The sequence below is a fragment of the Nocardioides sp. Soil805 genome, from assembly GCF_001429625.1.
Classification (GTDB): Bacteria; Actinomycetota; Actinomycetes; order Propionibacteriales; family Nocardioidaceae; genus Nocardioides.
In genome coordinates, this window is sequence record NZ_LMSU01000001.1 from 798,797 (window position 1) to 825,066 (window position 26,270).

At 71.8% G+C, this 26,270-nt stretch carries 35 protein-coding genes and 1 tRNA gene; 12 read left to right on the forward strand and 24 right to left on the reverse strand.

What is annotated here, in order from left to right; all coding sequences use genetic code 11:
- The first annotated feature begins 77 nt into the window (after positions 1 to 77).
- Positions 78 to 614, forward strand: a complete 537-nt coding sequence (locus ASG94_RS03955) for a hypothetical protein (protein ID WP_156411404.1) — start codon at positions 78 to 80, stop codon at positions 612 to 614.
- A gap of 125 nt (positions 615 to 739) precedes the next feature.
- Complete coding sequence (locus tag ASG94_RS03960) at positions 740 to 934, forward strand: hypothetical protein (RefSeq protein WP_056925082.1); 195 nt, start codon at positions 740 to 742, stop codon at positions 932 to 934.
- 7 nt (positions 935 to 941) lie between these two features.
- On the opposite strand, the gene ASG94_RS03965 is transcribed toward ASG94_RS03960, so the two are convergent.
- From ASG94_RS03965 to ASG94_RS03995, 7 genes are read right to left on the reverse strand one after another with little or no spacing between them, the layout of a single operon-like run.
- The gene (locus tag ASG94_RS03965) at positions 942 to 1,454 is read right to left on the reverse strand and encodes a pyridoxamine 5'-phosphate oxidase family protein (protein ID WP_156411405.1); all 513 of its coding nucleotides are present in this window, start codon (positions 1,452 to 1,454) and stop codon (positions 942 to 944) included.
- Complete coding sequence (locus ASG94_RS03970; RefSeq protein ID WP_056925083.1) at positions 1,451 to 1,774, reverse strand: GroES family chaperonin; 324 nt, start codon at positions 1,772 to 1,774, stop codon at positions 1,451 to 1,453. The genes ASG94_RS03965 and ASG94_RS03970 overlap by 4 nt, the downstream gene beginning before the upstream one ends.
- Positions 1,775 to 1,784: 10 nt before the next feature.
- Positions 1,785 to 2,033, reverse strand: coding sequence for a DUF3618 domain-containing protein (locus tag ASG94_RS03975; RefSeq protein WP_056925084.1), 249 nt, complete (start codon positions 2,031 to 2,033; stop codon positions 1,785 to 1,787).
- Positions 2,030 to 2,785, reverse strand: coding sequence for an energy-coupling factor ABC transporter ATP-binding protein (locus ASG94_RS03980; RefSeq protein WP_056925085.1), 756 nt, complete (start codon positions 2,783 to 2,785; stop codon positions 2,030 to 2,032). Before ASG94_RS03980 ends, ASG94_RS03975 begins: the two co-directional genes overlap by 4 nt.
- Complete coding sequence (gene cbiQ / locus ASG94_RS03985) at positions 2,782 to 3,462, reverse strand: cobalt ECF transporter T component CbiQ (RefSeq protein ID WP_056925086.1); 681 nt, start codon at positions 3,460 to 3,462, stop codon at positions 2,782 to 2,784. Before cbiQ ends, ASG94_RS03980 begins: the two co-directional genes overlap by 4 nt.
- Complete coding sequence (locus tag ASG94_RS22130) at positions 3,462 to 3,827, reverse strand: PDGLE domain-containing protein (RefSeq protein ID WP_200958011.1); 366 nt, start codon at positions 3,825 to 3,827, stop codon at positions 3,462 to 3,464. The genes cbiQ and ASG94_RS22130 overlap by 1 nt, the downstream gene beginning before the upstream one ends.
- On the reverse strand, positions 3,824 to 4,510 hold the full coding sequence (locus ASG94_RS03995) for an energy-coupling factor ABC transporter permease (protein ID WP_056925087.1): 687 nt from the start codon (positions 4,508 to 4,510) through the stop codon (positions 3,824 to 3,826). Before ASG94_RS03995 ends, ASG94_RS22130 begins: the two co-directional genes overlap by 4 nt.
- Before the next feature lie 148 nt (positions 4,511 to 4,658).
- Between ASG94_RS03995 and bcp the strand changes: the two genes are divergently transcribed.
- A complete protein-coding gene (gene bcp, locus ASG94_RS04000) occupies positions 4,659 to 5,129 on the forward strand; it encodes a thioredoxin-dependent thiol peroxidase (RefSeq protein WP_056925088.1) in 471 nt (156 codons plus the stop codon).
- A 17-nt stretch (positions 5,130 to 5,146) separates the two neighbouring features.
- Positions 5,147 to 5,220: transfer RNA gene (locus ASG94_RS04005), tRNA-Leu, on the forward strand.
- 429 nt (positions 5,221 to 5,649) lie between these two features.
- On the opposite strand, the gene rdgB is transcribed toward ASG94_RS04005, so the two are convergent.
- The 4 genes from rdgB to ASG94_RS04025 all read right to left on the reverse strand — a co-directional run bounded on the left by rdgB (position 5,650) and on the right by ASG94_RS04025 (position 8,877).
- Positions 5,650 to 6,261 (reverse strand): RdgB/HAM1 family non-canonical purine NTP pyrophosphatase, encoded by a 612-nt coding sequence (gene rdgB, locus ASG94_RS04010; RefSeq protein WP_056925089.1) that lies wholly within the window; start codon positions 6,259 to 6,261, stop codon positions 5,650 to 5,652.
- The gene (gene rph / locus ASG94_RS04015) at positions 6,258 to 6,992 is read right to left on the reverse strand and encodes a ribonuclease PH (RefSeq protein ID WP_056925090.1); all 735 of its coding nucleotides are present in this window, start codon (positions 6,990 to 6,992) and stop codon (positions 6,258 to 6,260) included. The genes rdgB and rph overlap by 4 nt, the downstream gene beginning before the upstream one ends.
- Before the next feature lie 146 nt (positions 6,993 to 7,138).
- A complete protein-coding gene (locus ASG94_RS04020; protein WP_056925091.1) occupies positions 7,139 to 7,969 on the reverse strand; it encodes an ABC transporter permease subunit in 831 nt (276 codons plus the stop codon).
- On the reverse strand, positions 7,966 to 8,877 hold the full coding sequence (locus ASG94_RS04025) for an ABC transporter ATP-binding protein (RefSeq protein WP_056925092.1): 912 nt from the start codon (positions 8,875 to 8,877) through the stop codon (positions 7,966 to 7,968). The genes ASG94_RS04020 and ASG94_RS04025 overlap by 4 nt, the downstream gene beginning before the upstream one ends.
- Before the next feature lie 104 nt (positions 8,878 to 8,981).
- On the opposite strand from ASG94_RS04025, the gene ASG94_RS04030 reads away from it, so the two are divergent.
- Together ASG94_RS04030 and ASG94_RS04035 are read left to right on the forward strand one after the other, a co-directional pair.
- The gene (locus tag ASG94_RS04030) at positions 8,982 to 10,148 is read left to right on the forward strand and encodes a sensor histidine kinase (RefSeq protein ID WP_056925093.1); all 1,167 of its coding nucleotides are present in this window, start codon (positions 8,982 to 8,984) and stop codon (positions 10,146 to 10,148) included.
- Positions 10,145 to 10,816: a response regulator gene (locus ASG94_RS04035; protein WP_056926276.1), complete on the forward strand. Its 672-nt coding sequence runs from the start codon at positions 10,145 to 10,147 to the stop codon at positions 10,814 to 10,816. The genes ASG94_RS04030 and ASG94_RS04035 overlap by 4 nt, the downstream gene beginning before the upstream one ends.
- Positions 10,817 to 10,918: 102 nt before the next feature.
- Here the strand turns inward: ASG94_RS04035 and ASG94_RS04040 are convergent, their stop codons facing one another.
- The 4 genes from ASG94_RS04040 to murI all read right to left on the reverse strand — a co-directional run bounded on the left by ASG94_RS04040 (position 10,919) and on the right by murI (position 14,484).
- Complete coding sequence (locus tag ASG94_RS04040) at positions 10,919 to 11,908, reverse strand: CPBP family intramembrane glutamic endopeptidase (protein WP_056925094.1); 990 nt, start codon at positions 11,906 to 11,908, stop codon at positions 10,919 to 10,921.
- Between the two features lie 327 nt (positions 11,909 to 12,235).
- On the reverse strand, positions 12,236 to 12,796 hold the full coding sequence (locus tag ASG94_RS04045) for a DinB family protein (protein WP_056925095.1): 561 nt from the start codon (positions 12,794 to 12,796) through the stop codon (positions 12,236 to 12,238).
- A 105-nt stretch (positions 12,797 to 12,901) separates the two neighbouring features.
- Positions 12,902 to 13,675 (reverse strand): MBL fold metallo-hydrolase, encoded by a 774-nt coding sequence (locus ASG94_RS04050; protein ID WP_056925096.1) that lies wholly within the window; start codon positions 13,673 to 13,675, stop codon positions 12,902 to 12,904.
- A complete protein-coding gene (murI, locus tag ASG94_RS04055) occupies positions 13,672 to 14,484 on the reverse strand; it encodes a glutamate racemase (protein ID WP_235537123.1) in 813 nt (270 codons plus the stop codon). Before murI ends, ASG94_RS04050 begins: the two co-directional genes overlap by 4 nt.
- Before the next feature lie 140 nt (positions 14,485 to 14,624).
- Between murI and ASG94_RS04060 the strand changes: the two genes are divergently transcribed.
- Positions 14,625 to 15,656: an alkaline phosphatase family protein gene (locus tag ASG94_RS04060; protein WP_082623914.1), complete on the forward strand. Its 1,032-nt coding sequence runs from the start codon at positions 14,625 to 14,627 to the stop codon at positions 15,654 to 15,656.
- A 3-nt stretch (positions 15,657 to 15,659) separates the two neighbouring features.
- Here ASG94_RS04060 and ASG94_RS04065 read toward each other — a convergent pair whose 3' ends face one another.
- From ASG94_RS04065 to ASG94_RS04080, 4 genes are read right to left on the reverse strand one after another with little or no spacing between them, the layout of a single operon-like run.
- Complete coding sequence (locus tag ASG94_RS04065) at positions 15,660 to 16,541, reverse strand: DUF3152 domain-containing protein (protein ID WP_056925099.1); 882 nt, start codon at positions 16,539 to 16,541, stop codon at positions 15,660 to 15,662.
- 7 nt (positions 16,542 to 16,548) lie between these two features.
- A complete protein-coding gene (locus tag ASG94_RS04070) occupies positions 16,549 to 17,499 on the reverse strand; it encodes a PLP-dependent cysteine synthase family protein (protein ID WP_056926277.1) in 951 nt (316 codons plus the stop codon).
- A gap of 4 nt (positions 17,500 to 17,503) precedes the next feature.
- Positions 17,504 to 17,782 carry a MoaD/ThiS family protein gene (locus tag ASG94_RS04075; protein ID WP_056925100.1) on the reverse strand — a complete coding sequence of 93 codons (279 nt, stop codon included), beginning with the start codon at positions 17,780 to 17,782 and terminating at the stop codon, positions 17,504 to 17,506.
- Entirely contained in the window at positions 17,782 to 18,237 is a 456-nt protein-coding gene (locus tag ASG94_RS04080; RefSeq protein ID WP_056925101.1) for a Mov34/MPN/PAD-1 family protein, read from the reverse strand. The genes ASG94_RS04075 and ASG94_RS04080 overlap by 1 nt, the downstream gene beginning before the upstream one ends.
- A 90-nt stretch (positions 18,238 to 18,327) precedes the next feature.
- On the opposite strand from ASG94_RS04080, the gene ASG94_RS04085 reads away from it, so the two are divergent.
- On the forward strand, positions 18,328 to 19,578 hold the full coding sequence (locus ASG94_RS04085) for an MFS transporter (protein ID WP_056925102.1): 1,251 nt from the start codon (positions 18,328 to 18,330) through the stop codon (positions 19,576 to 19,578).
- Between the two features lie 18 nt (positions 19,579 to 19,596).
- Here ASG94_RS04085 and ASG94_RS04090 read toward each other — a convergent pair whose 3' ends face one another.
- The 4 genes from ASG94_RS04090 to clpS are packed head-to-tail and all read right to left on the reverse strand — an operon-like array spanning position 19,597 to position 21,906.
- Complete coding sequence (locus tag ASG94_RS04090; protein WP_056925103.1) at positions 19,597 to 20,463, reverse strand: DUF429 domain-containing protein; 867 nt, start codon at positions 20,461 to 20,463, stop codon at positions 19,597 to 19,599.
- Positions 20,460 to 21,032: an NUDIX hydrolase gene (locus tag ASG94_RS04095; protein WP_082623915.1), complete on the reverse strand. Its 573-nt coding sequence runs from the start codon at positions 21,030 to 21,032 to the stop codon at positions 20,460 to 20,462. Before ASG94_RS04095 ends, ASG94_RS04090 begins: the two co-directional genes overlap by 4 nt.
- Complete coding sequence (locus tag ASG94_RS04100; protein ID WP_056925104.1) at positions 21,029 to 21,613, reverse strand: DUF2017 domain-containing protein; 585 nt, start codon at positions 21,611 to 21,613, stop codon at positions 21,029 to 21,031. Before ASG94_RS04100 ends, ASG94_RS04095 begins: the two co-directional genes overlap by 4 nt.
- Positions 21,610 to 21,906, reverse strand: a complete 297-nt coding sequence (clpS, locus tag ASG94_RS04105) for an ATP-dependent Clp protease adapter ClpS (RefSeq protein WP_056925105.1) — start codon at positions 21,904 to 21,906, stop codon at positions 21,610 to 21,612. The genes ASG94_RS04100 and clpS overlap by 4 nt, the downstream gene beginning before the upstream one ends.
- A gap of 54 nt (positions 21,907 to 21,960) precedes the next feature.
- On the opposite strand from clpS, the gene ASG94_RS04110 reads away from it, so the two are divergent.
- Positions 21,961 to 23,244: a nicotinate phosphoribosyltransferase gene (locus ASG94_RS04110; RefSeq protein ID WP_056925106.1), complete on the forward strand. Its 1,284-nt coding sequence runs from the start codon at positions 21,961 to 21,963 to the stop codon at positions 23,242 to 23,244.
- 3 nt (positions 23,245 to 23,247) lie between these two features.
- Here the strand turns inward: ASG94_RS04110 and ASG94_RS04115 are convergent, their stop codons facing one another.
- Positions 23,248 to 23,790 (reverse strand): DUF1697 domain-containing protein, encoded by a 543-nt coding sequence (locus ASG94_RS04115; RefSeq protein WP_056926278.1) that lies wholly within the window; start codon positions 23,788 to 23,790, stop codon positions 23,248 to 23,250.
- Positions 23,791 to 23,869: 79 nt separating this feature from the next.
- Between ASG94_RS04115 and ASG94_RS04120 the strand changes: the two genes are divergently transcribed.
- From ASG94_RS04120 to ASG94_RS04130, 3 genes are read left to right on the forward strand one after another with little or no spacing between them, the layout of a single operon-like run.
- Positions 23,870 to 24,658 carry a transporter substrate-binding domain-containing protein gene (locus ASG94_RS04120; protein ID WP_056925107.1) on the forward strand — a complete coding sequence of 263 codons (789 nt, stop codon included), beginning with the start codon at positions 23,870 to 23,872 and terminating at the stop codon, positions 24,656 to 24,658.
- Between the two features lie 39 nt (positions 24,659 to 24,697).
- Positions 24,698 to 25,489 carry an amino acid ABC transporter permease gene (locus ASG94_RS04125; RefSeq protein ID WP_056925108.1) on the forward strand — a complete coding sequence of 264 codons (792 nt, stop codon included), beginning with the start codon at positions 24,698 to 24,700 and terminating at the stop codon, positions 25,487 to 25,489.
- A complete protein-coding gene (locus ASG94_RS04130) occupies positions 25,489 to 26,265 on the forward strand; it encodes an amino acid ABC transporter ATP-binding protein (RefSeq protein WP_056925109.1) in 777 nt (258 codons plus the stop codon). The genes ASG94_RS04125 and ASG94_RS04130 overlap by 1 nt, the downstream gene beginning before the upstream one ends.
- Positions 26,266 to 26,270 lie beyond the last annotated feature (5 nt).

Genomic DNA, 26,270 nt, shown 5'->3' on the forward strand with positions numbered 1-26,270 from the left:
CGCCCGGCGGCAGGTCCTATGCTGGCCCGCGGCAGGTGTGTCGGAGGACCGCCACGCCTCGGAGGAGGGCTGGACCCGTGGTGAACGACGAGGACGCCGGCGCGCACGACGTGACCACCGCCCGCCCGGGCGGCCGGGCCGATCCGCTGGGACTCATCAGCGGCGGCGAGGGCCTCCTCACCGGCACCGTGGTCTGCGCGGCCGCCATCGCGTACAGCGCCGGACACGTGTCGTCGACCGCGCGGCTGTGCATCGCCATCTTCGGCACCGTGCTCGTCTACTGGCTGGCCCACCTGCACGCGCGCACCCTCGCCTTCTCGGTGACGCACGGACACCATCCCCTGGTGTCCCTGCGCCTGGCCGTGCAGGAGACGTGGCTGCTCGCGGGCGCCTCGATCCTGCCGATCCTCATCCTGCTGGTCGCCGACGCCGCCGGGGCGACCCTGCGCACGGCGGCGTGGACGGCCCTGATCGCCACCATCGGCCTGCTCACCGCCTACAGCTACCTGGCGGGCGTACGCAGCGGTCTCGGCCCCTGGGGTCGGGTGGCGAGTGCCGCGGTCGGCGCGGGCCTCGGCGTCCTGGTCGCCCTGCTGAAGGTCGCCCTGCACTGAGGCACGCTCCTCATATTTGGGGATGATCTGCGCGGGCCCGGACGGGGCGGCCGCGCGCCGCCCTACCGTCGTGTCGCACCCGGGGGGCGTGGGTGCCCCTCACCCCACTGACCGAGGAGCGCACGATGGGTATCACCGTCCACCTGCCGAGCACCGACGCGACGACGCACCCCAGCATCACCCACGAGCGCGGCAAGTCCCTGTTCATCCGCGAGGGGTTCCTCTACGTCCAGGAGGACATGTACGCCGACGAGGCGGCCCACACCGTGGCGGCGTACGCCCCCGGCATGTGGGTGCGTGCCTGCCGCGACGAGACCTGAGGGTCGATCAGGCCGACGGGCCGGTGACCGAGGCGGCCGTCGAGCCGCCGAGCTCCATGGCCGGCAGGCCGAGCTTGCGGTGGTCCCAGGAGCGGGTCCGCTCGATGTCGAGGCGTACGACGACCCGGTTGTGCATCATCACGTCGAGGAACGGCCTCAGGTCCTCGGTGTAGGGCCCCTGGTAGCGCTCGAAGACCTCGAGGCACACCCGCTCGAGCAGCGCTGCGTCGTCGACCACCACGCCCTCGCCCTCGAGGGAGACGCCACGCAGCTGGTCGTAGGTGTGCCCGGCCTCGACGAGGAAGCTCATCCGCGGGTCGCGGCGCAGGTTGACGACCTTCTGCGACTTCGGCTTGGTCTCCAGCCAGACGTGGCCGTCGAACCACGCGTACCACATGCCGACCAGGTGGATCTGGCCCCGCGGTCCGAGGGTCCCGACGGTGGCGTTGCGCTGCTCCGCCAGGAAGTCGTCCACCTCCGCGTCGGACATCACGACGGTGCCGCGCTGGTTGGCACTCACAGGTAGAGGCCCGTCGAGCCGCCGTCGAGGCGCTCCGCTGCGACGGCGTGCACGTCGCGCTCGCGCATGACGACGTACACCTCGCCATGGACCTCGACCTCGGCCTTGTCCTCGGGGTCGAAGAGCACCCGGTCGCCGACCTCGACGGCCCGGGCGTGCGGGCCGGTGGCGATCACGCGCGACCAGGCCAGGCGCCGGGCTCCCATCGCCGCGGTCGCCGGGATGACGATGCCGCCCGACGAGCGGCGCTCCCCGGACTCGTGGTCGACCTCGACCATGATCCGGTCGTGGAGCATCTTGATCGGCGCGCGATCACTCATGGCGTGTCGGTCAGCGGACGATCTTGCGGATGACCGTGAGGAGCACGAGGGCGCCCACGACGCCGCCGGCGACCTTGAGGATGTTGTCGGTGCGCGGCTCGCCGGTCTCGAGATCGACGAAGTGGGCCTTGATCGAGGTCACCTCGCGCCCGACGATCGTCTTGGGGTTGGTGCGGTAGGCGAGCTGGTCGATCGTCTGAGCGAGACGCTGCCGCGTCTCCTCGATCTCCCGCTCGAGCGAGCTCAGTTCGTTGGTCACGCGGGAAGGTTACCAACCGCGCGCGGGTCGAAGCCCCACGGCAGCTCGAGGCGGTGGGACCGCATCAGCGCGTCGTCGGTGAGCACGTCGAGGGTGCGGCCGTCGGCCACCACGACACCATCGCTCAGCACCACCGAGCGGGGGCACAGCTCCAGGGCGTAGGGCAGGTCGTGGGTCACCATCAGCACGGTGACGTCGAGGCTCCGCAGGATGTCGGCGAGCTCACGGCGCGACGCGGGGTCGAGGTTGGACGACGGCTCGTCGAGCACGAGGATCTCGGGCTCCATGGCCAGGACGGTGGCCACCGCCACCCGGCGGCGCTGCCCGAAGGAGAGGTGGTGCGGCGGGCGGTCCACGAAGTCGGCCATCCCGACCCGGTCCAGGGCGTCCATCACCCGGGCGTCGAGGGCCGCACCCTTGACACCGAGGTTGGCGGGACCGAAGGCCACGTCCTGGCGCACCGAGCCGAGGAACAGCTGGTCGTCGGGGTCCTGGAACACGATGCCCACGCGGCGGCGGATCTCGCCCAGGTGCTGCTTGCCCACGGGCAGGCCGCTGACCGTGACGCTGCCGGCCCCGGCCGCCAGGATGCCGTTGAGGTGGAGGACCAGTGTGGTCTTGCCCGCGCCGTTGGGCCCGAGCAGGGCGACCCGCTCCCCCTCGTGCACGTGCAGGTCGACGCCGAAGAGGGCCTGGTGACCGTCGGGGTAGGCGTAGGCCAGCCCGCGGACGTCGAGCACCGGCGTGCTCATGCCGCGTCCTGGGCGGGCAGGCGACCGTCGTACCCCCGCGACAGCATCGCCAGGTGCACCCGCTCCCCGCGCTCGTAGGAGCGGATGAACAGCGCGCCCATGGCACGCGCCAGGGTCGGCCACTGCCGAGGCGAGCGGGGATCGCAGCCACGCGAGCGCATGGCCACCATCATCCGGCCGAGCTCGGCGGTGACGACGTCGAGATAACGGATCATGAAGCCCATGATCTGCACGATGAGGTCGGGCATCCGCAGCCGCTGGAGCCCTCGCAGCACCTCCTGCGGCTCGGTGGTCGAGGCCAGGGTCAGCGACGCCAGCACACCGATCGTGCCCTTGACCAGCAGGGCCAGGCCGGCGTGCAGGCCCGGCTCGGAGACGGTGAGGCCGAGGACCTCGGTGCGCGGGCCGTGGGCCAGGAAGGGCATCAGCAGCGCGAAGACCGCGAAGGGCACCTCGATGACCATGCGCGGCGCCAGGTAGGTCACCGGCACCCGCGACAGGGCGACGACCCCCAGGAGCAGGAGGGCTTCGACGGCGTACGCGGCGTACCAGTCGGACGGCGTCGCCACGACCACCAGCATGAAGCCGAGGAGCGCCACGAGCTTGAGGTGCGCCGGAGCCCGGTGGACCGGGCTGTGGCCGTGGAAGTGGAGACGGTGTCCGTGCCCGGCGCCCATCAGGACCGGCCGTCCGCGTGGTCCTCGGCGTCCGTGTGGTCCTCAGAGTCTGCGTGGTCCTCGGCGTCCTGCGGGTGGCCGCGGCGCCGCAGCGTCCAGAAGAGGCCGGTCGAGAGCAGCAGCATCACCACGACGCCGGCGGCGCCGGCGAGGCCGCCGCTGAGCCGGGCGTCGTCGACACCGTCCGTGGAGTAGCCGGCCAAGGGGCTGTCGGAGGCCGCGGAGTCCTCGGCGGAGTCGAGGAAGCCGGTCTGCTCGGCGACGTACTCGAGGCCGTCGGGGTGGGAGCTGGCGTAGTAGCTGGCGACGCCGGCGACCAGCAGGCAGACCAGCAGGCCCAGGGCGAGGAAGGTGCGCTGCTTCATCGGGCGGGACTCCTGATCTCGAGCTCGCGCTTCTCCAGCGCCGGCAACGCGCCCCGGACCAGGTCCGGGCGGGTGGCGACGACGCTGGCCACGACGAGCCCCGTCACGATCGCCTCGCCGATGCCGATGACCACGTGCCACGTGACCATCGCGGCCAGGACCTTGCCGGGGTCGACCGGGGCGATGCCCCCGACGGCGAAGAGGAGCGCGAACACGGTGGCGGCGGCGGGGACGCTCACCAGGGCCCCGATGGCGGCGGCCGGGACGACCATGCTGGTACGCCGCGGCAGCAGCCGGCGGGCCAGGACGAACACGCCCCACCCGACCCAGACGCCGACGAGGGCCATCAGGGTGACGTTGGTGCCCAGCGCGGTGATGCCACCGTCGGCCATCAGCAGGGCCTGGACCAGCAGCACCACACTGATGCAGAGCACGGCGGACCACGGTCCGACCAGGACCGCGGCCAGCGCCCCGCCGAGCAGGTGACCGCTGGTGCCGGCGCCCACGGGGAAGTTGATCATCTGGGCGGCGAAGACGAAGGTCGCCACGAGACCGGCCATCGGCGCGGTGCGGTCGTCGAGCTCGCGCCGAGCACCACGCAGGGCCAGGCCGACGCCGGCGACGGCCACGGCGCCCGTGGCGATCGACGTGGGCGCGTCGAGGAAACCGTCGGGGACGTGCACGGAGGCCTCCTCGGGCGGTGGGTAGATTGCGGGTGGGCGGGGCTCCCCCGAACGCCCGCCCACCTCGTCCACCACCTTATTGCATCTTGTTTGCAACAACCACCCGCCCCCAGCACAGGCCCGAGCGGCCACCCTCCAGGAGACCTCGATGACCGACCGCCTCGCTCCCGGCGACGTCGCCCCCGACTTCACCCTCACCTCCGACACCGGCGACGAGGTGCGGCTGGCGGACCTGCGCGGGCGCAAGGTGATCGTCTACTTCTACCCCGCCGCCATGACCCCCGGCTGCACGAAGCAGGCGTGCGACTTCACCGACTCGCTCGACTCGCTGCGGGGTGCGGGCTACGAGGTGCTCGGGATCTCCAAGGACAAGCCGGCCAAGCTCGCGAAGTTCCGCGAGCGCGACGCCCTCACCCTCACGCTGCTCTCCGACGAGGACCTGGCCGCCCACCGGGCCTACGGCGCGTTCGGGGAGAAGAAGCTCTACGGCAAGGTCGTCGAGGGTGTCATCCGCTCGACCTTCGTCATCGACGAGGAGGGCAAGGTCGAGCTCGCCCAGTACAACGTCAAGGCCACCGGGCACGTCGCCAAGCTGCGGCGGGACCTCGGGCTGGACTGACGCACCGGCTGCACACTGCGCTCGTAGCCCAATCGGCAGAGGCACCAGGTTTAGGTCCTGGCCAGTGAGAGTTCGAGTCTCTCCGAGCGCACGACATCACCATCCGAACGACACGCAACTGGCGGCGTACGTCCGGGTCGATCGGCCCTGAGCCTGTCGCGCGCCGCCAGTTACTGAGCGGTCGGGCGCCCGGCGACCAGAGTGGCGGCAGACCGCACCTCCCCCACCCAGAGTGGCGGCGGACTGCACCTGCACGTCGCCCCTAGCCGCAATGTGCCGCCACTCTGGGACGCGCGGCAACGCCAAGTGGCGGCGTACGACGGGTCGAACCGCCCCGAGCCCGTCGCGCGCCGCCAGTTACTGAGCGGTCGGGCTCCCGGCCACCAGAGTGGCGGCAGACCGCACCTCCCCCACCCAGAGTGGCGGCGGATTGCAGCCGCACCTCGCCCCGAGCCGCAATGTGCCGCCACTCTGGGACACGCGGCAACCGAGCGACGACCCGGGAGACCGGCGGGGCGGCTCAGGCCAGGAGGCCCGCGACCTGGGGAGCCAGCTCGCGCAGGGCACGGCCCCGGTGGCTGATCCGGTCCTTCTCCGCGGGGTCCAGCTCGGCCGAGGTGAGCCCCTCGTCGGTGTGCTCGTCGGCGACGAACACCACGTCGTACCCGAAGCCGCCGTCGCCGCGCACCTCGCGGATGATGCGCCCGTCCATCCGTCCCTCGACGACGAGCTCGCGCCCGTCGGGGTGGACCAGGGCCACGGCGCACGCGAAGTGGGCGCCACGGCGCTCGTCGGGGACGTCGGAGAGCTGGGCCAGCAGCAGGGCGTTGTTGCGGACGTCGCTCTTCGGCGGTCCGGACCAGCGCGCCGACAGCACCCCGGGCATGCCGTTGAGCGCGTCGACGCACAGTCCGCTGTCGTCGGCGAGCGAGGGCAGCCCCGTCACCCGGGCGCCGGCGCGGGCCTTGAGCAGCGCGTTGCCGGCGAAGTCCGGCTCGTCCTCGACCGGCTCGTCGTACGCCGGGACGTCGTCGAGCCCGACCACCTCGACGCCCGGCACGTGCTCGGCGAGGATCCGCTGCATCTCGGCGAGCTTCTTGGCGTTGCGCGAGGCGAGGAAGACCCGGCTCATCGCGCCAGGGCTTCGTGCTGCAGACGGGTGAGGTCGGCGCAGCCCTTCTCGGCGAGGGCGAGCAGGGCGTCGAGCTCGGCGCGGTCGAAGGCAGCGCCCTCGGCCGTGCCCTGGATCTCGACGAACGTGCCCTCGCCGGTCATCACGACGTTCATGTCGGTCTCGGCGCGCACGTCCTCCTCGTAGGGCAGGTCGAGGCGCGGGACGCCGTCGATGATCCCGACGCTGACCGCTGCCACCGAGCCGGTCAGCGGCTCGCCGCTCAGCGCGCCCTGCGAGCGCAGGTGGGCCACGGCGTCGGCCAGGGCGACGTACGCCCCGGTGATGGCGGCGGTGCGGGTCCCGCCGTCGGCCTGCAGGACGTCGCAGTCCAGGACGATGGTGTTCTCGCCGAGCGCCTGGTAGTCGATGACGGCGCGCAGCGAGCGGCCGATCAGGCGGGAGATCTCGTGGGTGCGTCCGCCGATGCGGCCCTTGACGGACTCACGGTCCGAGCGGGTGTTGGTCGAGGCGGGGAGCATCGCGTACTCCGCGGTCACCCAGCCGAGGCCGGAGCCCTTGCGCCAGCGCGGCACGCCCTCGGAGGCGGACGCGGCGCACAGCACCTTGGTGCCGCCGAACTCCACGAGAACCGAGCCGGCCGCGTGGTCGAGCCAGTGGCGGGTGATGGTGATCGGGCGGAGCTGGTCGTCGGCGCGACCGTCGGCACGGGAGTCAGCAGGTGTCGTCATGGGGCCCGACCCTAGCCACGACGACCGACTGCGGCGGTGGCGGGCAGGGCCCTGCGGGCACGAGTGAGCCGGGTCCGGTCGTCCCCGTGCACGGCCGGACCCGGCTGGTGGCGACCCCCTCCCCCGAGGGGGGCCAGTCAGTGGGGCTACTTGAACTCGATGCGCATCAACCGCGCGATCCCGAGGGCGAGCGGGAGGACCAGCCAGATGAGGCCGGAAGTGGCGATCTGGGCCCACTCCTCGCCGGTGGGCGTGTAGTCGCCCATGAAGAGCGGCGTCTGCGCGGTGTTGAACTCGATCCACGGGGCCACGTCCGCGAAGCCGGAGCTCAGCGAGCCGAGGATCCCCACCGCGATCGGCAGGATGAGGCTGTAGACGAAGTAGCCCACGATGGCCGCCGGGGTGTTCATCAACAGGGTCGCGATGGCGAAGCCGATCAGCACGCCGATCACGTTGGCCAATACGAAGCCGTTGAAGAGCAGGTTGCCGTCGACCGACCACTGCGCCTCGGCGCCCGTCGCGATGCCGATCAGGGTGCCGACGACCGCGATCAGCGCCGCCAGGACCATCACGGCGATGGCGAGGGCGAAGCCCGCCAGGAACTTGGCCACCACGACCCGCGAGCGCCGCGGCTCCAGCGTGAAGGTCACCAGCCCGTTGCGCTGGCTGGCCTCGCTGGTCACCAGCATGATGATGAGGATCGGCATGAAGTAGCCGAGCACCCCGCCGGCGACGCCGAGGAAGTCGCCGTAGGCCAGCGCGTCCTCCGGCGCCGCGAAGGCGTAGATGACCTGGACGGCGAGGACGAGGACGAGGATCGCGATGGTGAACCATCGCCCGGCCCGGGTGTCGAGGGCCTTGCGCAGCTCGACCCGGGCGAGCCGGCTCATCGGCACGGCGTCGCTCGAGGAGAGGTCGATGGTGCCGAGGTCGGCGGTGCCGGCGTGCGGCGCCGCGGCGTGCGGGATGGCGCTCATGAGGCAGCCCCTTCGAGGACGTCGCGCTGGGTGTCGGAGGTGAGGGAGAGGAACAGGTCCTCGAGGCCGCCCTCGGCGGCGCGCAGGTCGGTGAGCACGATCGAGTGCTCGGCCGCCGCGCGGCCGATCTCGACCGGGGCCGCCTCGACCCGCAGTCCCTGCCCCGCTGCGACCACGGCGTGGCCGCGCTCCGTGAGCACCCGGGCGAGCTGCGCGTTGTCCAGGGAGGTGGCGTGGGTGGAGCGGTGGTCGGCGCCGGCCAGGAGCTCCTCCTTGGTGCCCTGAGCCACGATCCGCCCATGCCCGATCAGGACCATCTCGTCGGCGATGAGCTCGACCTCGTTGAGGAGGTGGCTCGAGAGCAGAACGGTGCCGCCGCGATCGGCGTACCCCTTGAGCAGGCCGCGCATCCACCGGATGCCGGCGGGGTCGAGGCCGTTGGCCGGCTCGTCGAGGATGAGCACGGACGGGTCCCCGAGCAGCGCGTGGGCGATGCCGAGGCGCTGCTTCATGCCGAGCGAGTAGTTGCGCAGGCGACGCTTGGACTCGCGGGCGTCGAGGGAGACCAGCTCGAGCATCTCGTCGACCCGGGAGGACGGCAGCCCCATGGTCTCGGCGCCGAGGCTGAGGATCTCGCGGCCGGTGCGCCCGGCGTGCTGGGCCGACGCGTCCAGCAGGACGCCCACGTGGCGGCCGGGGTTGGGGATGTCGCGGTAGTGGTGGCCGCCGATCGTCACCTCGCCGGACGTGGCGGTGGTGAGGCCCACCATCACGCGCATCGTGGTGGTCTTGCCCGCGCCGTTGGGGCCAAGGAAGCCGGTCACGCGGCCGGGGCGTGCCTCGAAAGAGACGTCGTCCACGGCCGTGAAGTGGCCGTACGACTTCGTGAGGGCTGTCACTCGGATCATGACCGACAGCCTGCCGCCATCCAGGCACCGGGACATCGGTCGCAGGGCTGGAGCGGGCCCCTACCAAAGTAGGGGCGCTCCCCCGACGTCCTAACCTGTGCGGCATGGACCACCCGAGCCCCCGGGAGATGCGGCCCCCGCTGACCTGGCGCAGCCACGCCTGGCGGCTCGCCGTCTGCGCCCTGATCTCGGCGGCGGTCTGGTCCCAGGCGATCGAGGGCGAGCTCGAGTCGCACCGGGTGCTCTTCTGGGTGGAGATCCTCTTCGGCCTCGCGTCGTACGTCCTGGTGGTGATGCGGCGGCGCGCACCGGTCACCATCGCGATGGTCATCGCACTGCTCAGCACCTTCTCCGGGATCGCCGCGGGCCCGGCGACCCTCGCCGCGGTGTCGGTGGCCACGCAGCGCGTCGCCTGGTCGGTGGCGCTGGTGGGCGTCACGAACTTCCTGGCGGCGACCGCCTACTCGTTCTACGCCCCCATCGAGCTGCAGGACCCGACGTGGCTCGTCGTCCTGGTCAACGCCGTCGTCAACACCGCGATGATGGGCTGGGGGCTCTACCTCGGCTCGCGGCGCGAGCTGGTGTGGACGCTGCGCCAGCGCGCCGTCCGGGCGGAGGCCGAGCAGGAGCTGCGGGTCTCCCAGGCCCGCGGCACCGAGCGCGAGCGCATCGCGCGCGAGATGCACGACGTGCTGGCGCACCGGATCACCCAGGTGTCCATGCACTCGGGCGCGCTGGCCTTCCGCGAGGACCTCGCCGCCGACGAGCTGCGGGCCGGCCTCGCCCAGATCCAGGGCAAGGCCAACGAGGCCCTCCACGAGCTGCGAGGCGTGCTCGGGGTCCTGCGCGACGGCAGCGGTGAGCCAGTCGACCCGCCGCAACCCCGCTTCTCCGACATCGAGGAGATGGTCGTCGAGGCACGCCGGAGCGGCATGAACGTGACGTACGACGACCGCGTCGACGTCACCGGCGAGCCGCTGCCGGACGGCGCCGGACGCACGCTCTACCGGATCGTGCAGGAGGGACTCACCAACGCCGGCAAGCACGCCCCCGGCGCCCACGTGAGCGTGGTGGTCGGCGGCGACCCCGACCGCGGCCTGGAGGTGGAGGTCCGCAACCCGCTCGGCTTCCACCCCGCCGGCGCCACGCCCGGTGCCGGCCTCGGCCTCATCGGCCTCGCCGAGCGCACCGAGCTGCGCGGCGGCCGGCTGGAGCACGGCCGCGAGGGGTCGGTGTTCGTGCTGCGGGCCTCGATACCGTGGACGTCATGACGGTCGCGGAGGACGGCCCCATCTCGGTGCTGATCGTCGACGACGACGCACTGGTCCGCTCGGCGCTCACCCTGATGCTCGGCGGGCAGAGCGACCTCCGGGTCGTCGGCGAGGCCGGGGACGGTGCCGAGGGCGTGCGGATGGCCGCCTCCCTGCGACCCGACGTGGTGCTGATGGACATCCGGATGCCGGTGATGAACGGCCTCGACGCCACTCGCGCCCTGCACCGGGGCACCCGGCCCCCCGCGGTGATCGTGCTGACCACGTTCGACGCCGACGACCACGTGGTGGGCGCCGTGGAGGCCGGCGCCGACGGGTTCCTGCTGAAGGACACCCCGCCCACCGAGATCGTCAACGCGATCCGGCTCGTCGCCGGTGGTGACGCGATGCTGTCCCCCTCGGCCACGCGGTCCCTGCTCCGGCAGGTGCGCTCCGGCGCGCCCGACGACCGCTCGACCGCGGCCGAGTCACGGATGTCCCGGCTCACCCTGCGGGAGCGCGAGGTCGCGGTCTGCGTGGGTCGCGGCCTCTCCAACGCCGAGATCGCCAGGGAGCTCTACCTCTCGGTGCCCACGGTCAAGGCGCACGTGTCCCGACTCTTCGAGAAGCTCGACGCGACCAACCGCGTGCAGATCGCCATGTGCGTGCACGACGCGGGACTGGTCTGACTCGGTGAGTCCCTGCCCGGATGAGCGACGCGGTCACCGTGCCGGCCATGCCGTACCCACGTGATCTGACCGACGAGCAGTGGGAGCTGCTGGAATCTGTGCTCAACGCGTTCGACGCGCCGTGGTCAGGCCCCTCAGGTCGCCCCACCCCGTGCGATCGGCGTAGGGGACCAGCACGAACGCAAGCACGACGAACGGGAGGGCCAGGTTCAGCTCGCTGACCGCAGACGCTTGCCACGTTGCTCCGTCCACCAGACCGCCCACCCTGGCCACGTCGTTCGAGAGTCCGTGCATGACGACGGCCAGCAGGGTGGCTTGTCCGGCTCGGGCCCAGAAGAACGTCATCACCACGGAGATGGCAACGATCTTGACGGTGAAGGCGCCGAGGTACGCGACGGCTCCCCAGAGTCCGTAGTCGAGGAAGGCGTCGAACTTCACCGGGAAGTGCCATGCCGCCCAGGCGAGACCGACGATGACGGAGGCGGCCAGCGGCCCTCGCGTCTGGAGCAGGACCGGGAGCGCGAACCCGCGCCACCCGTTCTCCTCCAGCAGCGCCCCGGCATCGAGGAACATCGCCACCGGGAGCAACGCGAGCATGCTCCAGGAGAAGTGCCAGACGAAGTCCTGCGGCACCAATTCCCGGTGCAGCAACCCGCTGACCAGGTTGCAGCCGGAGAACACGACGACAACGACGAGCCAGATCCCGAGTCCCTTGCGTGCACCGACCTCCGTCGACCACGGGCGGAACCGTCTGCCCACCGCACGCAGGAGCACGCGGCCGCCCCGGATGCGAGCGACGACGAGCACCGCAAGGTCCGGTGCTGCGACCTGGGCAAGCGCCAGCGCCACGCCCAGAAGCGCGGCGGGGTAGACGACGACGACCCGTCCGGCTGTGAGCAGGTCGGAGCCGAAGTCGAGTCCTGCCTTCGACAGCCCGTCGTCGATCGCAGACTCCGCACCGCTGACGAGGAAAGCCACCCCCAACGCGACTTCCAGCGCCACAGCGATGAGCCAGAAGGTGAGGACCGGGCGGCGCGGAAGGACGACCTCCTCGACGCCGGGCGTCTCGCTTGTCGAGTCCTCACCTCCCACAGAGCGAGGCTCTCAGCTCGACGAGCCCGCTCACATCCGGAAAGACCCTGACGCACCCCCGGACCATCGACCGCTCAACGGCATGAGCGCGCGCACTGGTCGCGGCGGATCCGGGCGTCCAGGGGCGGCACACCTCGCGCCTCGGCGACCCTACGATGCCCGATCCGGGAAATCGCCGTGGAAGGTGCGCCGTGACGTCTGTGCCGACTCGTTCGACGGGCGATCCGGACGTGCCCTCCATCCGTCGGCGACTGCCAGATTGCAGCAATGCTCCCCGCACGCCGCAAGCGCGCACCGCGGCGGATGGGTGCGGTGACGCGTGCCGACCTACTGCCCGACCCTGCCGTCGATGCACTCGCGCAGCAGGTCGGCGTGCCCGCAGTGCCGGGCGTACTCCTCGATCCGGTGGACCCACAGCTCACGCACCGCGACACCACGATCGCCGATCCGCTCAGCCAGATCCGGATGCTCAGCCAACGCTGCGTCAGTAGCGGCCTGCTCACGGGCAAGATCGCCGAGTGCGCCGTCGACCGTCGCCTGCTCGCCGACGGCTTGGTCGAAGTCGTCATCGCCCTCGCCGTACATCTTCGGCGCGGGCTCCCCCGGCGCGAACCAGTTGCGCCAGTCCCGTTCTGCCTCGGCCAGGTGACGCACGAGTCCGAGCAACGACATGGTCGACGGCGGCACCGAGCGGCGCGCCAGCTGCTCGGGGTCGAGCCCCTCGCACTTCATCAGCAGGGTCAACCGATAGTTGCTCAGGTAGTCCTGCAGCGTCGCCAGCTCGCCGTCCGGGCTGACTCCGTCGCTGTTGCGGGAATCAGCCGCCGGATCTGCCCACATGTCGGGGTAGACGCTCGCCTGACTCCAGCGTTCGGGCACGTCACTCATCCGGCCATGGTGTTGGCCAGGAGCGCGCGCCGCAAGCGATCCGACGTTCGGCTCATCGACAGATCAGGTGACTGGAGTCGCCACCCCGTGAGGTCCGGCCCGCCCTCAGAGCTCGTAGACGGCCCCGGCGACGGCGAGCTCCACGGGCCCGTCCCAGGTGGTGCGCGCCTCCGTGAGCGCGTCCTGGGGGTCGTGCCACGGCGGCACGTGGGTCAGGACCAGCCGCTCGACACCGGCACGGCGGGCCGCGGTGCCGCACTCCGACCCGGTCATGTGCAGGTCGGGCGGGTTGTCCTCGCCGTCACGGAACGACGCCTCGCACAGGAACAGGTCGGCTCCCGCAGCGATCCCCTCCAACGCCTCGCACGGGCCGGTGTCCCCGCTGTAGGCGACCGAGCGGCCGTCGGCGGTGACCCGCAGCGCGAAGGCGTCGACCGGGTGCACGACCGGGACCGACTCGACCCGGAACGGACCGATCTCCACGACGGGCCGGTGCGGGCGGAAGTCGAACTCCTCCCCCATCCCGGGGTCCAGCGGCAGGTCGTAGGCCCGCGCCATCCGCCCGGGGGTGTCCGGCGGCCCCCACACGGGGATGCGTGGCTGCGCGCCGGTCGGGTGGTACTTGCGCATCACGTAGTAGCCGCACAGGTCCAGGCAGTGGTCGGCGTGGAGGTGGCTGATGAGCACCGCGTCGACGGTGAGCGGGTCGACGTACCGGTGCAGCTGGCCGAGCGCGCCGTTGCCGAGGTCCACCAGGATCCGCCAGGTGCGGGTCCGCCCCGTGTCCCCGTCCGGGCCCTCGGCCTCGAAGAGGTAGCTGCTGGCGGCCGAGTCGGGCCCCGGGTAGGAGCCCGAGCAGCCGACGACGGTGAGCCTCACCTGAGGCCGCCGGCGAACTGGGAGGCCCCGAGCAGCTCGGCACCGAGGAAGCGGCGGCCGATCGTCTCGAACTCGTCGGGGCGCCCGGTGGTGGCGAAGGCGTACGTCGGCTCGCCGGACTCGCGCATCAGGTCCCCGCGGACCAGCATCTTGTAGACGTCCTTGGCCGACTCCTCGGCGGAGCTCACCAGGGTCACCCCGTCACCCATCACGAGGGAGATGATGCCGGTGAGCAGCGGGTAGTGGGTGCACCCGAGCACGAGGGTGTCGACGTCGGCCTCCACCAGCGGGTCGAGGTACTCGTGGGCGACGGCCGTGAGCTCGTCGCCACCGGTGGTGCCCTGCTCCACGAAGTCGACGAAGCGCGGGCACGCCCGGACGTGCAGGTCGACGTGCGGTGCCGCGGCGAACGCGTCCTCGTAGGCCATCGACTCGGCCGTCGCGCGGGTGCAGATGACCCCGATGCGCCCGGTGCGGGTGGCGGCGACCGCGCGGCGGGTCGCCGGCAGGATGACCTCGACGACCGGGACGTCGTACCGCTCGCGTGCGTCGCGCAGCATGGCCGCGCTGGCGGAGTTGCAGGCGATGACCAGCGCCTTGACTCCCTGCTCGTAGAGGTGGTCGAGGCACTCGAGCGCGTACTCGCGGACCTCTCCGATCGGCTTGGCGCCGTACGGCTGGCGGGCGGTGTCGCCGACGTAGAGGATCGACTCGTGCGGCAGCTGGTCGATGACCGACCGGGCGACGGTCAGGCCACCGAACCCGGAGTCGAAGATCCCGATCGGGTCCTCACGGTTGATGGTCGGCACAAGCAGCAAGGCTAGGGCGTGGGGGCCGGGGATGGCACGCGCCCGGCCGCGTCGGCCCCGTCACACCGGACGTCGGCCCCGTCACACCGCATCGGCCCTGTCACACCGCACGCCGGCCATCGGCGCCTAGGGTGGCGGGCATGCCTGCTCCCTCCCGTGTACGCCGCTCCCTCGTCCTGCTCGCCTCGGCGGCGCTCCTGAGCGTCGGCGCCGTCCCCGCCGCGACCAGCGCTCCCGCGGCTGAGTCACCGCGTCGCGTGGGAGTGGCCGACACGGTGGTGGCCATCTCGATCGACGCCCTCAACCCGCACGCGCTGCGCAGGCTGGGCCGCGCGAAGGCGCCGAACCTCCACCGGATGATCCGCCAGGGCGCGAGCACCCTCAACGCGCGCACGGAGCAGGAGCTCACGCTCACCCTGCCCAACCACACGGGCATGGTGACCGGGCGCAGGATCGAGGCCGCGACCGGCGGGCACGGCGTGACCTGGAACGACGACCGGCTCACCCCGCCCACCGTCCAGGCCGCCGCCGGCGGGCCCGTCGAGTCGGTCTTCACCGTCGTCGACGACGCCGGGCTCTCGGCCGGGTTCTTCGCCAGCAAGACCAAGTTCTCCCTGTGGGACCGCTCGTGGCCGATCGCCACCGACACCGAGACGATCATCGAGGACAACGCCGCGCTGGTGAAGGCGTTCCGCGCCGACCTCGTCTCCCAGCCGCGGGCGTTCCGCCTGCTGCACCTCTCCGAGCCCGACATCGTCGGTCACGCCCAGGGCTTCATGGGCGCCGCCTATCTCAAGGCCGTACGGCGCGCCGACCGCCGCGTGGGCACCGTGCTCAGGACGATCCGCCGCGACCCCGCGCTGGCCGGCCACACCACGGTCATCCTCACCGCCGACCACGGCGGCAAGGGGGCCAACCACACCGATCCCACCAAGGCCGTCGACTACCGCGTCCCCTTCCTGGTGTGGGGTGCGGGCACGGACCGGGGCAGCGACCTCTACGACCTCAACCCCGACTACGCCGACCCGGGCCGCGTCCGCTCGCCGTACTCCGGCACGCAGCCGGTCCGCAACGGCGACGTCGCCAACCTGGCCCTCGACCTCCTCGGGCTGCCGGCGGTGCCGGGCAGCGAGCACGACGTCGCGCAGGACCTCGACGTCAGCGCCGACTGACCCTCACCGCTCGCCGGGCAGGGGCCAGGGGTTGAAGCGACAGCCGTCGAGGCCCTTGGACTGCTGCATCATCACCGGGGCGAGGCTGCCCGGGCCCGGGCAGCCCACGTGGCCGCGGCCGAGCCAGTGCCCGGTCTCGTGGTTGACCACCATGTGGCGGTAGTCGCGCAGCGGCCGGCGGGCCGCGTTCCACGCGGGTGACGCGTGCTTCCAGCGCTCCTGGTTGATGACGACGTAGCGCCCGATCCGGCACGACCACGTCGTCGAGCAGGTGGAGGAGAAGCTCGGCATCGCCGAGGCGGCGGCCAGCACCAGGGTGAAGTCACCCCCGCGGGGCACGCGGCGGAACTCGATGCCACCGGCACGCCACCCCCGCGCGTCGTCGTACGTCTCCTGCGCCTGGCGGCGGAACACCGCGACGCTGGTGGTGAGCGCGCCGCGGGTCGTCACGCTGTAGGTGACCCGCCGGCGCACCGGGGCGGCGTAGGCCACCTCCCGCGTCGCGGCGGAGCTCGCCGCGGTCCACGCGTAGCCCTCGGCACGGACCCGGACCTCGACGCTGATGCGGGCGCCGACGTCGGGGGCACCGAGGCGGTAGCGGCGCTCGCGGGCGCCACGGATCCGCTCGCCGTCGCGCAGCCAGCGGTACGTCGTCTCGTCGCGCCGGGGCGTCCAGCGGCCGGGGTCGGCGCGCAGCTCCTCACCCTGACGGGCCCGGCCCTCGATCGAGGGGACCTCGACGGTGGCCAGCCCCGGCAGCGGGGAGGGTTCCCGAGCGGCCGCGAGCGGCGCGGTCGGCAGCAGGGTCAGGAAGAGGGCCGCGGCGACCAGCGAGGGTCGCAGGCGGCGAACTCGGGGGGCTCGGGACGGGGCTCGCGGGGGCACGCGAGCATCATGCCCACAGCTGCCCGTCGAGGCGATCCTCCGCGTCGTCGACGGTGCCCTCGTAGGCACCGGTCGAGAGGTACTTCCAGCCGCCGTCGCAGACGATGAAGGCGATGTCGGCGCGCTCGCCGGCCTTCACGGCCTTGGCGGCCTGACCGAGCGCGGCGTGCAGGATCGCGCCGGTGGAGATGCCGGCGAAGATGCCCTCGAGCTCGAGCAGCTCACGCACCCGGCGCACGGCGTCGCGGGGACCGACCGAGAAGCGGGAGTCGATGAGCGAGGCGTCGTACAGCTCGGGCACGAAGCCCTCGTCGAGGTTGCGCAGGCCGTAGACCAGCTCGCCGTAGCGCGGCTCCGCGGCGACGATGCGCACCTCCGGCCGGGTCTTGCGGAAGAACCGCGAGACGCCCATCAGGGTGCCGGTGGTGCCGAGGCCGGCCACGAAGTGCGTGATGTCCGGCAGGTCGGCGAGCAGCTCGGGACCGGTGCCCTGCTCGTGCGCGAGCGCGTTGGCGTCGTTGCCGTACTGGTAGAGCATCACCCAGTCGGGGTGCTCGCCGGCGATCTTCTTCGCGACCCGGACGGCCTCGTTGGAGCCGCCCGCGGCGGGCGAGGAGACGATCTCGGCGCCCCACATCCGCAGCAGCTGACGACGCTCCTCGGAGGTGTTCTCGGGCATGACGCAGACGATGCGGTAGCCCTTGAGCTTGGCCGCCATGGCCAGCGAGATGCCGGTGTTGCCCGACGTGGGCTCCAGGATCGTGCACCCGGGACGCAGGGTGCCGTCCTTCTCGGCCTGCTCGATCATCGCGAGGGCCGGACGGTCCTTGATCGAGCCTGTCGGGTTGCGGTCCTCGAGCTTGGCCCACAAGCGGACGTCGGGGCTCGGCGACAGCCGCGGCAGCCCGACCAGCGGGGTGCCGCCGACCGACTCCAGGAGGCTGTCGTAGCGGGTCACGCGCTCAGCGCGCTCCACCGGCGACGGCGGGCAGCACGACGACCTGGTCGCCGTCGGCGAGCTCTGCCTCGAGCCCGCCCATGAAGCGGACGTCCTCGTCGTTGATGTAGACGTTGACGAAGCGGCGCAGGTCGCCGGACTCGATGAGCCGGTCCTTGATCCCGGGGTGGTTGCCCTCGAGGTCGTCGATGAGTGCCTGCAGGTTGTCGCCGCTGCCGTCGACGGCCTTGGCGCCGTCGGTGTAGGTGCGGAGGATGGTGGGGATGCGGACCTCGATGGCCATCAGGGGGTGCTCTCTTCCGATTCTCGGGGCAACAGCTGGGCGACGACGGTGACGTCTTCCTCGGTCACCGCGCCGTCGATGATGCGATACGACCTGAACTCCACGGGGCCGTCGTTATTCCCGTGTGTGCGCGTGCTCACCAGGACGTAGTGGGCGTTCGGCTCCATGGCCAGCCCGATGTCGGTGCGGCTGGGGTAGGCCTCGGTGGCCGTGTGCGAGTGGTAGACGACCACCGGCTCCTCGTCCCGCGCGTCCATGTCCTTGTACAGCTGCAGGAGGTCGGTCGAGTCGAACTCGTAGAACGTCGGGCTGCCGGCGGCGTTGACCATCTCCACGAGCCGCTCGGGGCGGTCACTGCCCTCGGGGCCGGCGACGATGCCGCAGGCCTCGTCGGGGTGGTCGCGCTTGGCGTGGGCGACGATCGCGTCGTACGTCGCCTGGTCGATGGTCAGCACGGATCCACCCTAGGCAGTCGACCAACTTGACCCGGCCCCGTCTCACCACATATATCTTGACATCAAGATAGATCCGCTCGGGGGGACACGATGACGACCAGCACCATCCAGCCGCTGACCCGGCACGGCATCCCCCTCGAGCGCGACCTGCGGGTGCTCGCCATCGGCTCGTTCGCCAACCGGTTCGGTGCCGGCGCCGTGATGACGACCAGCGCGCTCTACTTCACCCGGCAGGTCGGGTTCTCCGCGGCGGAGGTCGCCTTCGCGCTCTCCGTGGCCGCTCTCGTCGGCATCGTGGTGCAGGTGCCGGCCGGCCACCTCGGCGACAGCCACGGGCCACGGCGGATGCTCACCTTCTTCATGGTCGGCGCCGCCCTGACCAGCGCGCTGCCCGTCCTCGCCCAGACCCCGTGGCAGCTGGCGCTGCTCCTCGGCCTCCTCGCGCTCTTCGAACGGTCCGCGGGCTCCGTCCAGCAGGGCGTCATCGCCCAGCTCGCGACGGGCGGACGCGGCGTGCTCTTCAAGGCCTACCTGCGCGCGGTGACCAACACCGCGATCGGGCTCGGGTCGGTCTTCGGCGGGGCCGCGCTCGTCGTCGACGAGTCGTGGGCCTACGTGTCGGTCTTCGTGCTGAACGCCGTCTTCACCGGCTTCGCGGCCTGGAACACCACCCGCCTCCCCGACCTCCCGGCGTACCGGCGTGCGGAGGGCGAGCCCCGGATGGCCGTGCTGCGGGACTGGCCCTACGCGGTCGTCGTGGCCATCACCGGGCTGTTCTCGCTGCACTTCTTCGTGATGGAGCTCGGCCTCGCCCTCTTCATCTCCGAGCGCACCGAGGCGCCGCCGGTGATGGTCGCCGTCCTGCTCATCCTCAACACGGCGTGCGTGGCGATCTTCCAGGTCCGGCTGTCACGCCGCGCCGACTCGGTCGAGGCCGGCGCCCGTGCGCTGGTGCGCGGGGCCGTGTGGATCGCGGCCGGCTTCGCCATCGTCTCCCTGGCCGACCGCGGCGACGTGACCTTCGCCGTGGTGGTGCTCGTCGCCGGCTCGCTGGTGCACGTGGTCGGCGAGATGATCGGCTCCGGCGGCCAGTGGGGCCTGCAGATGGGACTCGCACCGCACGAGCGGCAGGGGCAGTACCAGGGCTTCGCCGGCCTCGGGTTCAGCGTCATCGCCGTGGTGGGACCGCCGGTGGTGACCCTGCTGTGCGTCGAGATGGGCGAGGCCGGCTGGCTCATCCTGGCCGGCCTGATGCTGGTCATCGCCCTCGTGTCGGTGCCGGTCTCGCGGTGGGCACTTGCGTCGCGGGAGCGGTACGGCGTCACCACCCACTCGGGCTGACGGCCGCTGGGGTCGCGCTCAGACGCGGATCGCGGCGGGGATGCCGTCGCCGAAGACCTCGGGCTCGGCCGGGAAGGACTCGCCGGCCCCGCGGTCGTGGCGGGCGGCGCTCCACGCGGCCGCGCACGCGTCGAGGAGGTCGTCCTCGCCGAAGCCGGCGCCGCGGAACCACGCCGGCGCAGCCAGGCCGTGGGCGCGCAGCGCCTCGCGACGGGCAAGCACCCCCTCCGGGTCCTTCTTGCGTGCGATCACCGGCGAGCCGGCCATGCGGGCGAAGCTGAGCTCGGGATGCACCTCGATCACCTCGGTGCCCGGTCCCGAGCGGATCCAGGCGTCGACCTCGAGGACCTTCGCGCCCAGGGCGTAGGCCTGCGCGCTCGCGCTGCTCGCCCCGCCGGTGGCGGCCAGGTTGGCCGCCCGGGCCAGCTCGTAGGTGTCCGCCTCGTACGCCGCCCGCGTGAGCGTCGGGAACACCGACGAGCCCTTGCCGACGAGCTGGCGACGCGCCTCGCCGTCGGCCCGCCGGGGGCCGGAGTCCGGGAGGCCGATCGGGATGTCGATCGCCACGACGGCCGGCTCGGCGCGCTCCCGGACCAGGGCCACGAGGTCGGCGATGGAGCCGGCGACGTGCACGGTCGGCCGCCCGTCGGGGCCGAGGAGGACGCCCACCCAGCCTGCCGGGCAGGCGTCCACGCCGAGCACGGGACGGTCGGGGCGCAGCACGTCCGGGACGCCGTCGGTGGAGGGCAGCTCCTCCAGCACCTCCGTCAACGCCTCGCGGACCGGCTCGGCGCCGTACGCCTCACGACCGCGCGCCACCAGGGCGAGCAGCTGCCGCCGCCACTCGTCCGGGGTCGGGCCGGGACCGGAGGGTGCTCCCGTCACGGCTGCGGGCGACCGGGTGTGCGCAGATGCACCTGGTCGGGCGCCGCGGTGGTGCCGTCACGCACGGTCGGGTCCCAGTCGAGCGGCGCGGCATCCGGATCGGTGACGAACCGCGCCTCACGCTCGCCGGACAGCGCGGCAGCCACCCGCTGGGTCATCGACTCCGACATCGGGGGCAGCGCGTCCAGCGGCCACCACCGCACGTCGGTGGACTCGTCGTCGGCCACGTGGGCCTCGCCGCTGAGCCAGGTGCAGGCGAAGGTCAGGTCGAGGTACGACGCCCTGTCACCGTTGTCGTAGACGACCTCGGACATCACCGACGTCGAGGCCAGCCGGTCGACGCGGATGACCACGCCGGCCTCCTCGAGCGCCTCGCGCGCCGCCGCCACGGCGGGCTCCTCCCCCGGGTCGACGATGCCGGTGACCGGGGTCCAGGCGCCGTTGTCGGCCCGCTCCACCATGAGGAGCTCGTCGTCGCGCCGGATGACCGCGGTGACGCCGGGCAGCCAGAGCGGGTGACTGCCGATCATCTGGCGGATCTCGACGACGAACTCGGGGACCGGGCTCATGCCGTGAGTGCCTCGACGAGGGTCTCCTGGAGCCAGCCGATCCACTCGTAGATGTCGTGCGCCTGGGCGCGCGGGTCGTCGTCGGGCAGCGCGTGCCAGCGGTCCTCGTCGCCGTCCTCGACCCCGAGCCGGGTGGCCAGCGCGAGGCGGATGTCGGTGAAGGAGCGCATCCAGGTCTCGGCGGTCGGCTCGTCGAGCTCGACGTCGATCATCAGCCCGTCCTCGGTCAGCTCGGGCGGCAGCCCGGCCTCCTCGAGCCCGTCGATGATCGTGCAGGCCGCGGCCGCCTTGCCGTCGCGCAGGGTCCCCTCGGTGAAGCGCCGGAACTCGGCGGCGGCCTCCTCGTCGTCGGCGTACGCCGTGGGGAAGAGGCGGTGCAGCACCGGGTCCTCAGGAGCGGTCGTCGGCCCGGAGAAGTCCATCATCGCCTCGAACGGGTCGCGGGACTCGTCCGGGACGGCGGCCTCGTTGCGCAGCAGCTCGACGATCTGCGAGGCGAGCGAGCGCAGCAGGTCGGCCTCGAAGCCGGTGAAGGTCCCGATGACCAGACGACTGCGGCGGTGCCGGGCGAAGCCCGTCATGAGGCGCGCTCCATGGTCGCCCACAGGCCGTACTCGTGCATCGCCTGCACGTCGCGCTCCATCTCCTCGCGGGTGCCGGTGGAGACCACCGACTTGCCGTCGGTGTGGACCTCCATCATCAGCCGCTCGGCCTTGGCCTTGTCGTAGCCGAAGTACTTCTGGAACACGTAGGCGACGTAGGACATCAGGTTGACCGGGTCGTTCCAGACGATGGTCACCCACGGCTTGGCGAGGAACGTGATCTCGTCCGGCGAGAGCGTCGGATCGACCTCGACAGGGCTGGCAGCGGACACGGGACCATCGTGGCACAGGCCCGGAGCCCGGCTCCCCCGTGGGAGGCTGCCACGGTGACCCGATCGCCGGCCCTGCTGACCGACCACTACGAGCTCACCATGGTCCAGGCGGCCCTGCACGCCGGCACCGCCGAGCGGCACTCGGTCTTCGAGCTCTTCCCGCGGCGCCTCCCCGACGGGCGCCGCTACGGCGTGGTCGCCGGCGTCGGTCGGGCACTCGACGCCATCGAGTCCTTCCGGTTCACCGACGAGGACCTCGCGGTGCTCTGCGAGGTGCTCGACGAGACCACCTGCGAGTGGCTGGCGTCGTACCGCTTCTCCGGCGACGTCTGGGGGTACGCCGAGGGCGAGGCCTACTTCCCCTACTCGCCGCTGCTGGTGGTCGAGGGCGGCTTCGCCGAGGCCGTGGTCCTCGAGACGGTGCTGTTGTCGATCTACAACCACGACTCCGCGATCGCCTCCGCCGCGTCCCGGATGACCTGGGCGGCCGGGGACCGGCCGTGCATCGAGATGGGCTCGCGCCGCACCCACGAGGAGGCGGCCGTGGCGGCCGCGCGGGCGGCGTACGTCGCGGGCTTCGCCACCACCTCCAACCTCGCCGCCCGACAGCGGTACGGCGTGCCGAGCGCCGGCACCGCGGCCCACTCCTTCGTCCTGCTGCACGACACCGAGGCGGACGCGTTCCGCGCGCAGGTCGACGCGCTCGGCGTGGGGACGACCCTGCTGGTGGACACCTACGACGTCGCCGCCGCGGTGCGGACCGCGGTGGAGATCGCGGGTCCCGACCTGGGGGCGGTGCGCCTCGACTCGGGTGACCTGGGGGTGCTGGCGCACGAGGTGCGCGCCCAGCTGGACTCGCTCGGCGCGAACGGCACCCGGATCCTGGTGACCAGCGACCTCGACGAGCACGCGATCGCCTCCCTCGCCGCCGCGCCGGTCGACGGCTACGGCGTCGGCACCCAGCTGGTGACCGGGTCCGGACACCCGACCTGCGGCTTCGTCTACAAGCTCGTCTCCCGGGCCGGGGACGACGGCGAGATGGTGTCGGTGGCCAAGCGATCGAGCGACAAGATCTCGATCGGCGGACGCAAGTACGCCCTGCGGCGTCGCGACTCCTCGGGCGTGGCCCGCTCCGAGGTGGTGGGGATCGGCACGCCACCCGTCGACGACGGCGACGACCGGGACCTGCTCGTCCCGCTGGTCGCCGGCGGCGAGGTCGTGGGGCGCACGACCCTCGACGAGGCCCGCGCGCACCACCTGATGGCCCGCTCCGAGCTCCCCCGGGCGGCGGGCAAGCTCTCACGGGGCGAGGCGGTCATCGAGACGCTGCACGTCTGAGGCTCAGCCCCAGCGGGAGGCCAGCTCGCGGATGACCCGCACGTTGCGGCTGGTCGAGACGCCGAGGCGCTTCTCGACGAAGTCGTTGGACAACCGGGCCAGGTGGTAGCTGTCGCGCTGATCCAGCAGCAGGTGGGCGCCGCGCCCGCGTACGACGAGTCGCTCGCCCTCCACCTCGACGGCCTCGATGTCGCGCACCTGCGCCGCGGTCGGCGCCTGCTTGAGCAGCGAGACGTACTGCATGCCCAGCCGGTCGTGGCCGTCCGCCAGCTCCTCGGCGTCGGCCGCGATCGCGGCGAGCTCGGGGAGGGTGAGCACCACCGTCGGCACCTCGAAGCCGCGGTCCGCGGCGAACGCCTCCTCGAGGTCGGCGGCGACCTTGGCCGGCGACCGACGGCTCGAGCCCAGTCGCACGTTGCCGGTGTTGATGTAGGTCTCGACGTCACGGGCGCCCGTCGACTCGACGGCCGCCCGGATGGCGTCCTGGGGGAACTTCCGGGTGGCGCCCAGGTTGATCGCTCGCAGGAACGCGACGTACGTCGGCATGGGCGCCATTGTGGTCGATCTCTCGCGTCGATGTGACGCAAGAGACGTTCTGGGGTCGAGCAGGTCTAGGGTGACGGTCATGAACCTTCGAGCACTCGCCTCCGGAATCAGCGTCCTCGCCCTCGCCCTCGCGGCCGCGGGCTGCGCGAAGGACGACACCACCACGACCACCGAGTCAGGCATCTCCCTGGTCAAGGACGGCACCCTGACCATCTGCACGCACCTGCCCTACGAGCCCTTCGAGTTCACCGAGGGTGGCGAGGTCGTCGGCTTCGACCCCGACGTGCTGAAGATCGCCGCCGACAACGAGGGGCTCGAGACCGAGGTCCTCGACGTCGCGTGGGAGACCATCACGACCGGTGAGGCCCTCAACACCGGCCAGTGCGACGTGGGCGCCGGCGCGATGACGATCACCGACGAGCGTGAGGCCGTCATGGACTTCACCGACCCCTACTTCGAGGCCACCCAGGCCCTGATGACCAAGACCGGCTCGGGCATCGCCTCGCTCGAGGACCTCGCCGGCAAGACCGTCGCCGTCCAGGACGGGACGACCGGTGCCGACTACGTCCGCGAGAACGCCCCGGAGGACACCGAGATCATCTCGTTCGAGGACTCCTCGCTGATGCAGCAGGCGGTCAAGACCGGCAAGGCCGACGCCGGCGTCAACGACAACGGCCTGCTCAACTACTTCGTGAGCCAGAACCCCGACGTCGAGGTGACCACCGAGTTCAAGACCGGTGAGAGCTACGGCTTCTCGGTCAAGAAGGGCGGCAACGACGACCTGCTCGCCGCCATCAACGACGGCATCGCGAGCGCCGACTACGACAAGGTCTACGAGGAGTGGTTCGGCACCGCTCCCACCGAGTGACCCGCCCCCTCTGACCCCCGACGAAGGTGATGTGAGCCCATGGCGAGTCCCCGTCAGCGCGCTGCCCGGTGGCGCTACGTCCAGTACGCCGTGCTGGTGGCGGCCATCCTCGCCATCGCGTTCATCGCCGACTGGGGCCAGATCCAGCGCGCGTTCTGGAACTGGGACCTGGTCAAGGAGCAGTTCCCCGACGTCCTGACGATCGCGCTGAAGAACACGATCATCTACACCGCGTGCGGCTTCACGTTCGGCCTGGCGCTGGGGCTCGTGCTCGCCCTGATGCGCCTGTCGAGCGTGGGGCCCTACCGGTGGATCGCGACCGGGGTCATCGAGCTCTTCCGCGGGATCCCGGCCCTGGTCGTCTTCATCGCGCTCAGCGTGGGCTTCAGCCTGGCCTTCCCCGCCTACGAGATCCCGTTCGGCAACCTCGGCGTCGTCACCCTCGCCCTGGGACTGGTCGGCGGCGCCTACATGGCCGAGACGATCCGGGCCGGCATCCAGGCGGTGCCGAAGGGGCAGATGGAGGCGGCGCGGTCGCTGGGCATGTCCCACTCCCGGGCGATGCTGAGCGTCGTGGTCCCCCAGGCGTTCCGGATCATCCTGCCGCCGCTGACCAACGAGCTGATCCTGCTGACCAAGGACTCGTCGCTGGTCTACATCCTGGGCCTGTCGCTCTCGGGCTACGAGCTCACCAAGTTCGGCAGGGAGGGCATGAACTCCGCGTCCAACCTGACCCCGATCGTCGTCATCGCCCTGTGCTACCTGCTCATCACGGTGCCGTTGTCGATCGTCGTACGCCGCATGGAGAGCCGCGCCGAGAGGGCCCGCTGATGACCACCGAGAGCACGACACCCCGCACCCCCGACGCCAGCCGCGCCGAGGCAGCCATCGACGTGCAGGACCTGCACAAGTACTTCGGCGACAACGAGGTGCTCAAGGGCATCGACTTCCACGTCGCCAACGGTCAGGTCGTCTGCGTGATCGGCCCGTCCGGCTCGGGCAAGTCCACCCTGCTGCGTTGCGTCAACATGCTCGAGACCCCGACGAGCGGCCGGATCTTCGTCGAGGGCGAGGAGATCACCCACCCCGACGCCGACGTCGACAAGCTGCGCGCCCGCATCGGCATCGTGTTCCAGAGCTTCAACCTCTTCCCCCACATGAACGTGCTGCGCAACCTCACCATCGCGCAGGAGAAGGTCGCGGGCCGCAAGAAGGCCGAAGCCGTCGAGATCGCGCGCGCCAACCTCGACAAGGTCGGCCTCGCGGAGAAGGAGACGGCCTACCCCGCCCACCTCTCCGGCGGCCAGCAGCAGCGGGTGGCCATCGCCCGGGCGCTGTCGATGCAGCCCGACCTGATGCTCTTCGACGAGCCCACCTCGGCGCTCGACCCCGAGCTGGTGGGCGACGTGCTCGCCGTCATGAAGGACCTCGCGTCCGAGGGCATGACGATGATGGTCGTGACCCACGAGATGGGCTTCGCCCGCGAGGTCGGCGACAACCTGGTCTTCATGGACGGCGGCGTCATCGTCGAGGAGGGCGACCCCCGCACGGTGCTGGGCGACCCGCAGCACGAGCGCACCCAGGCCTTCCTCTCCAAGGTGCTCTGACCACC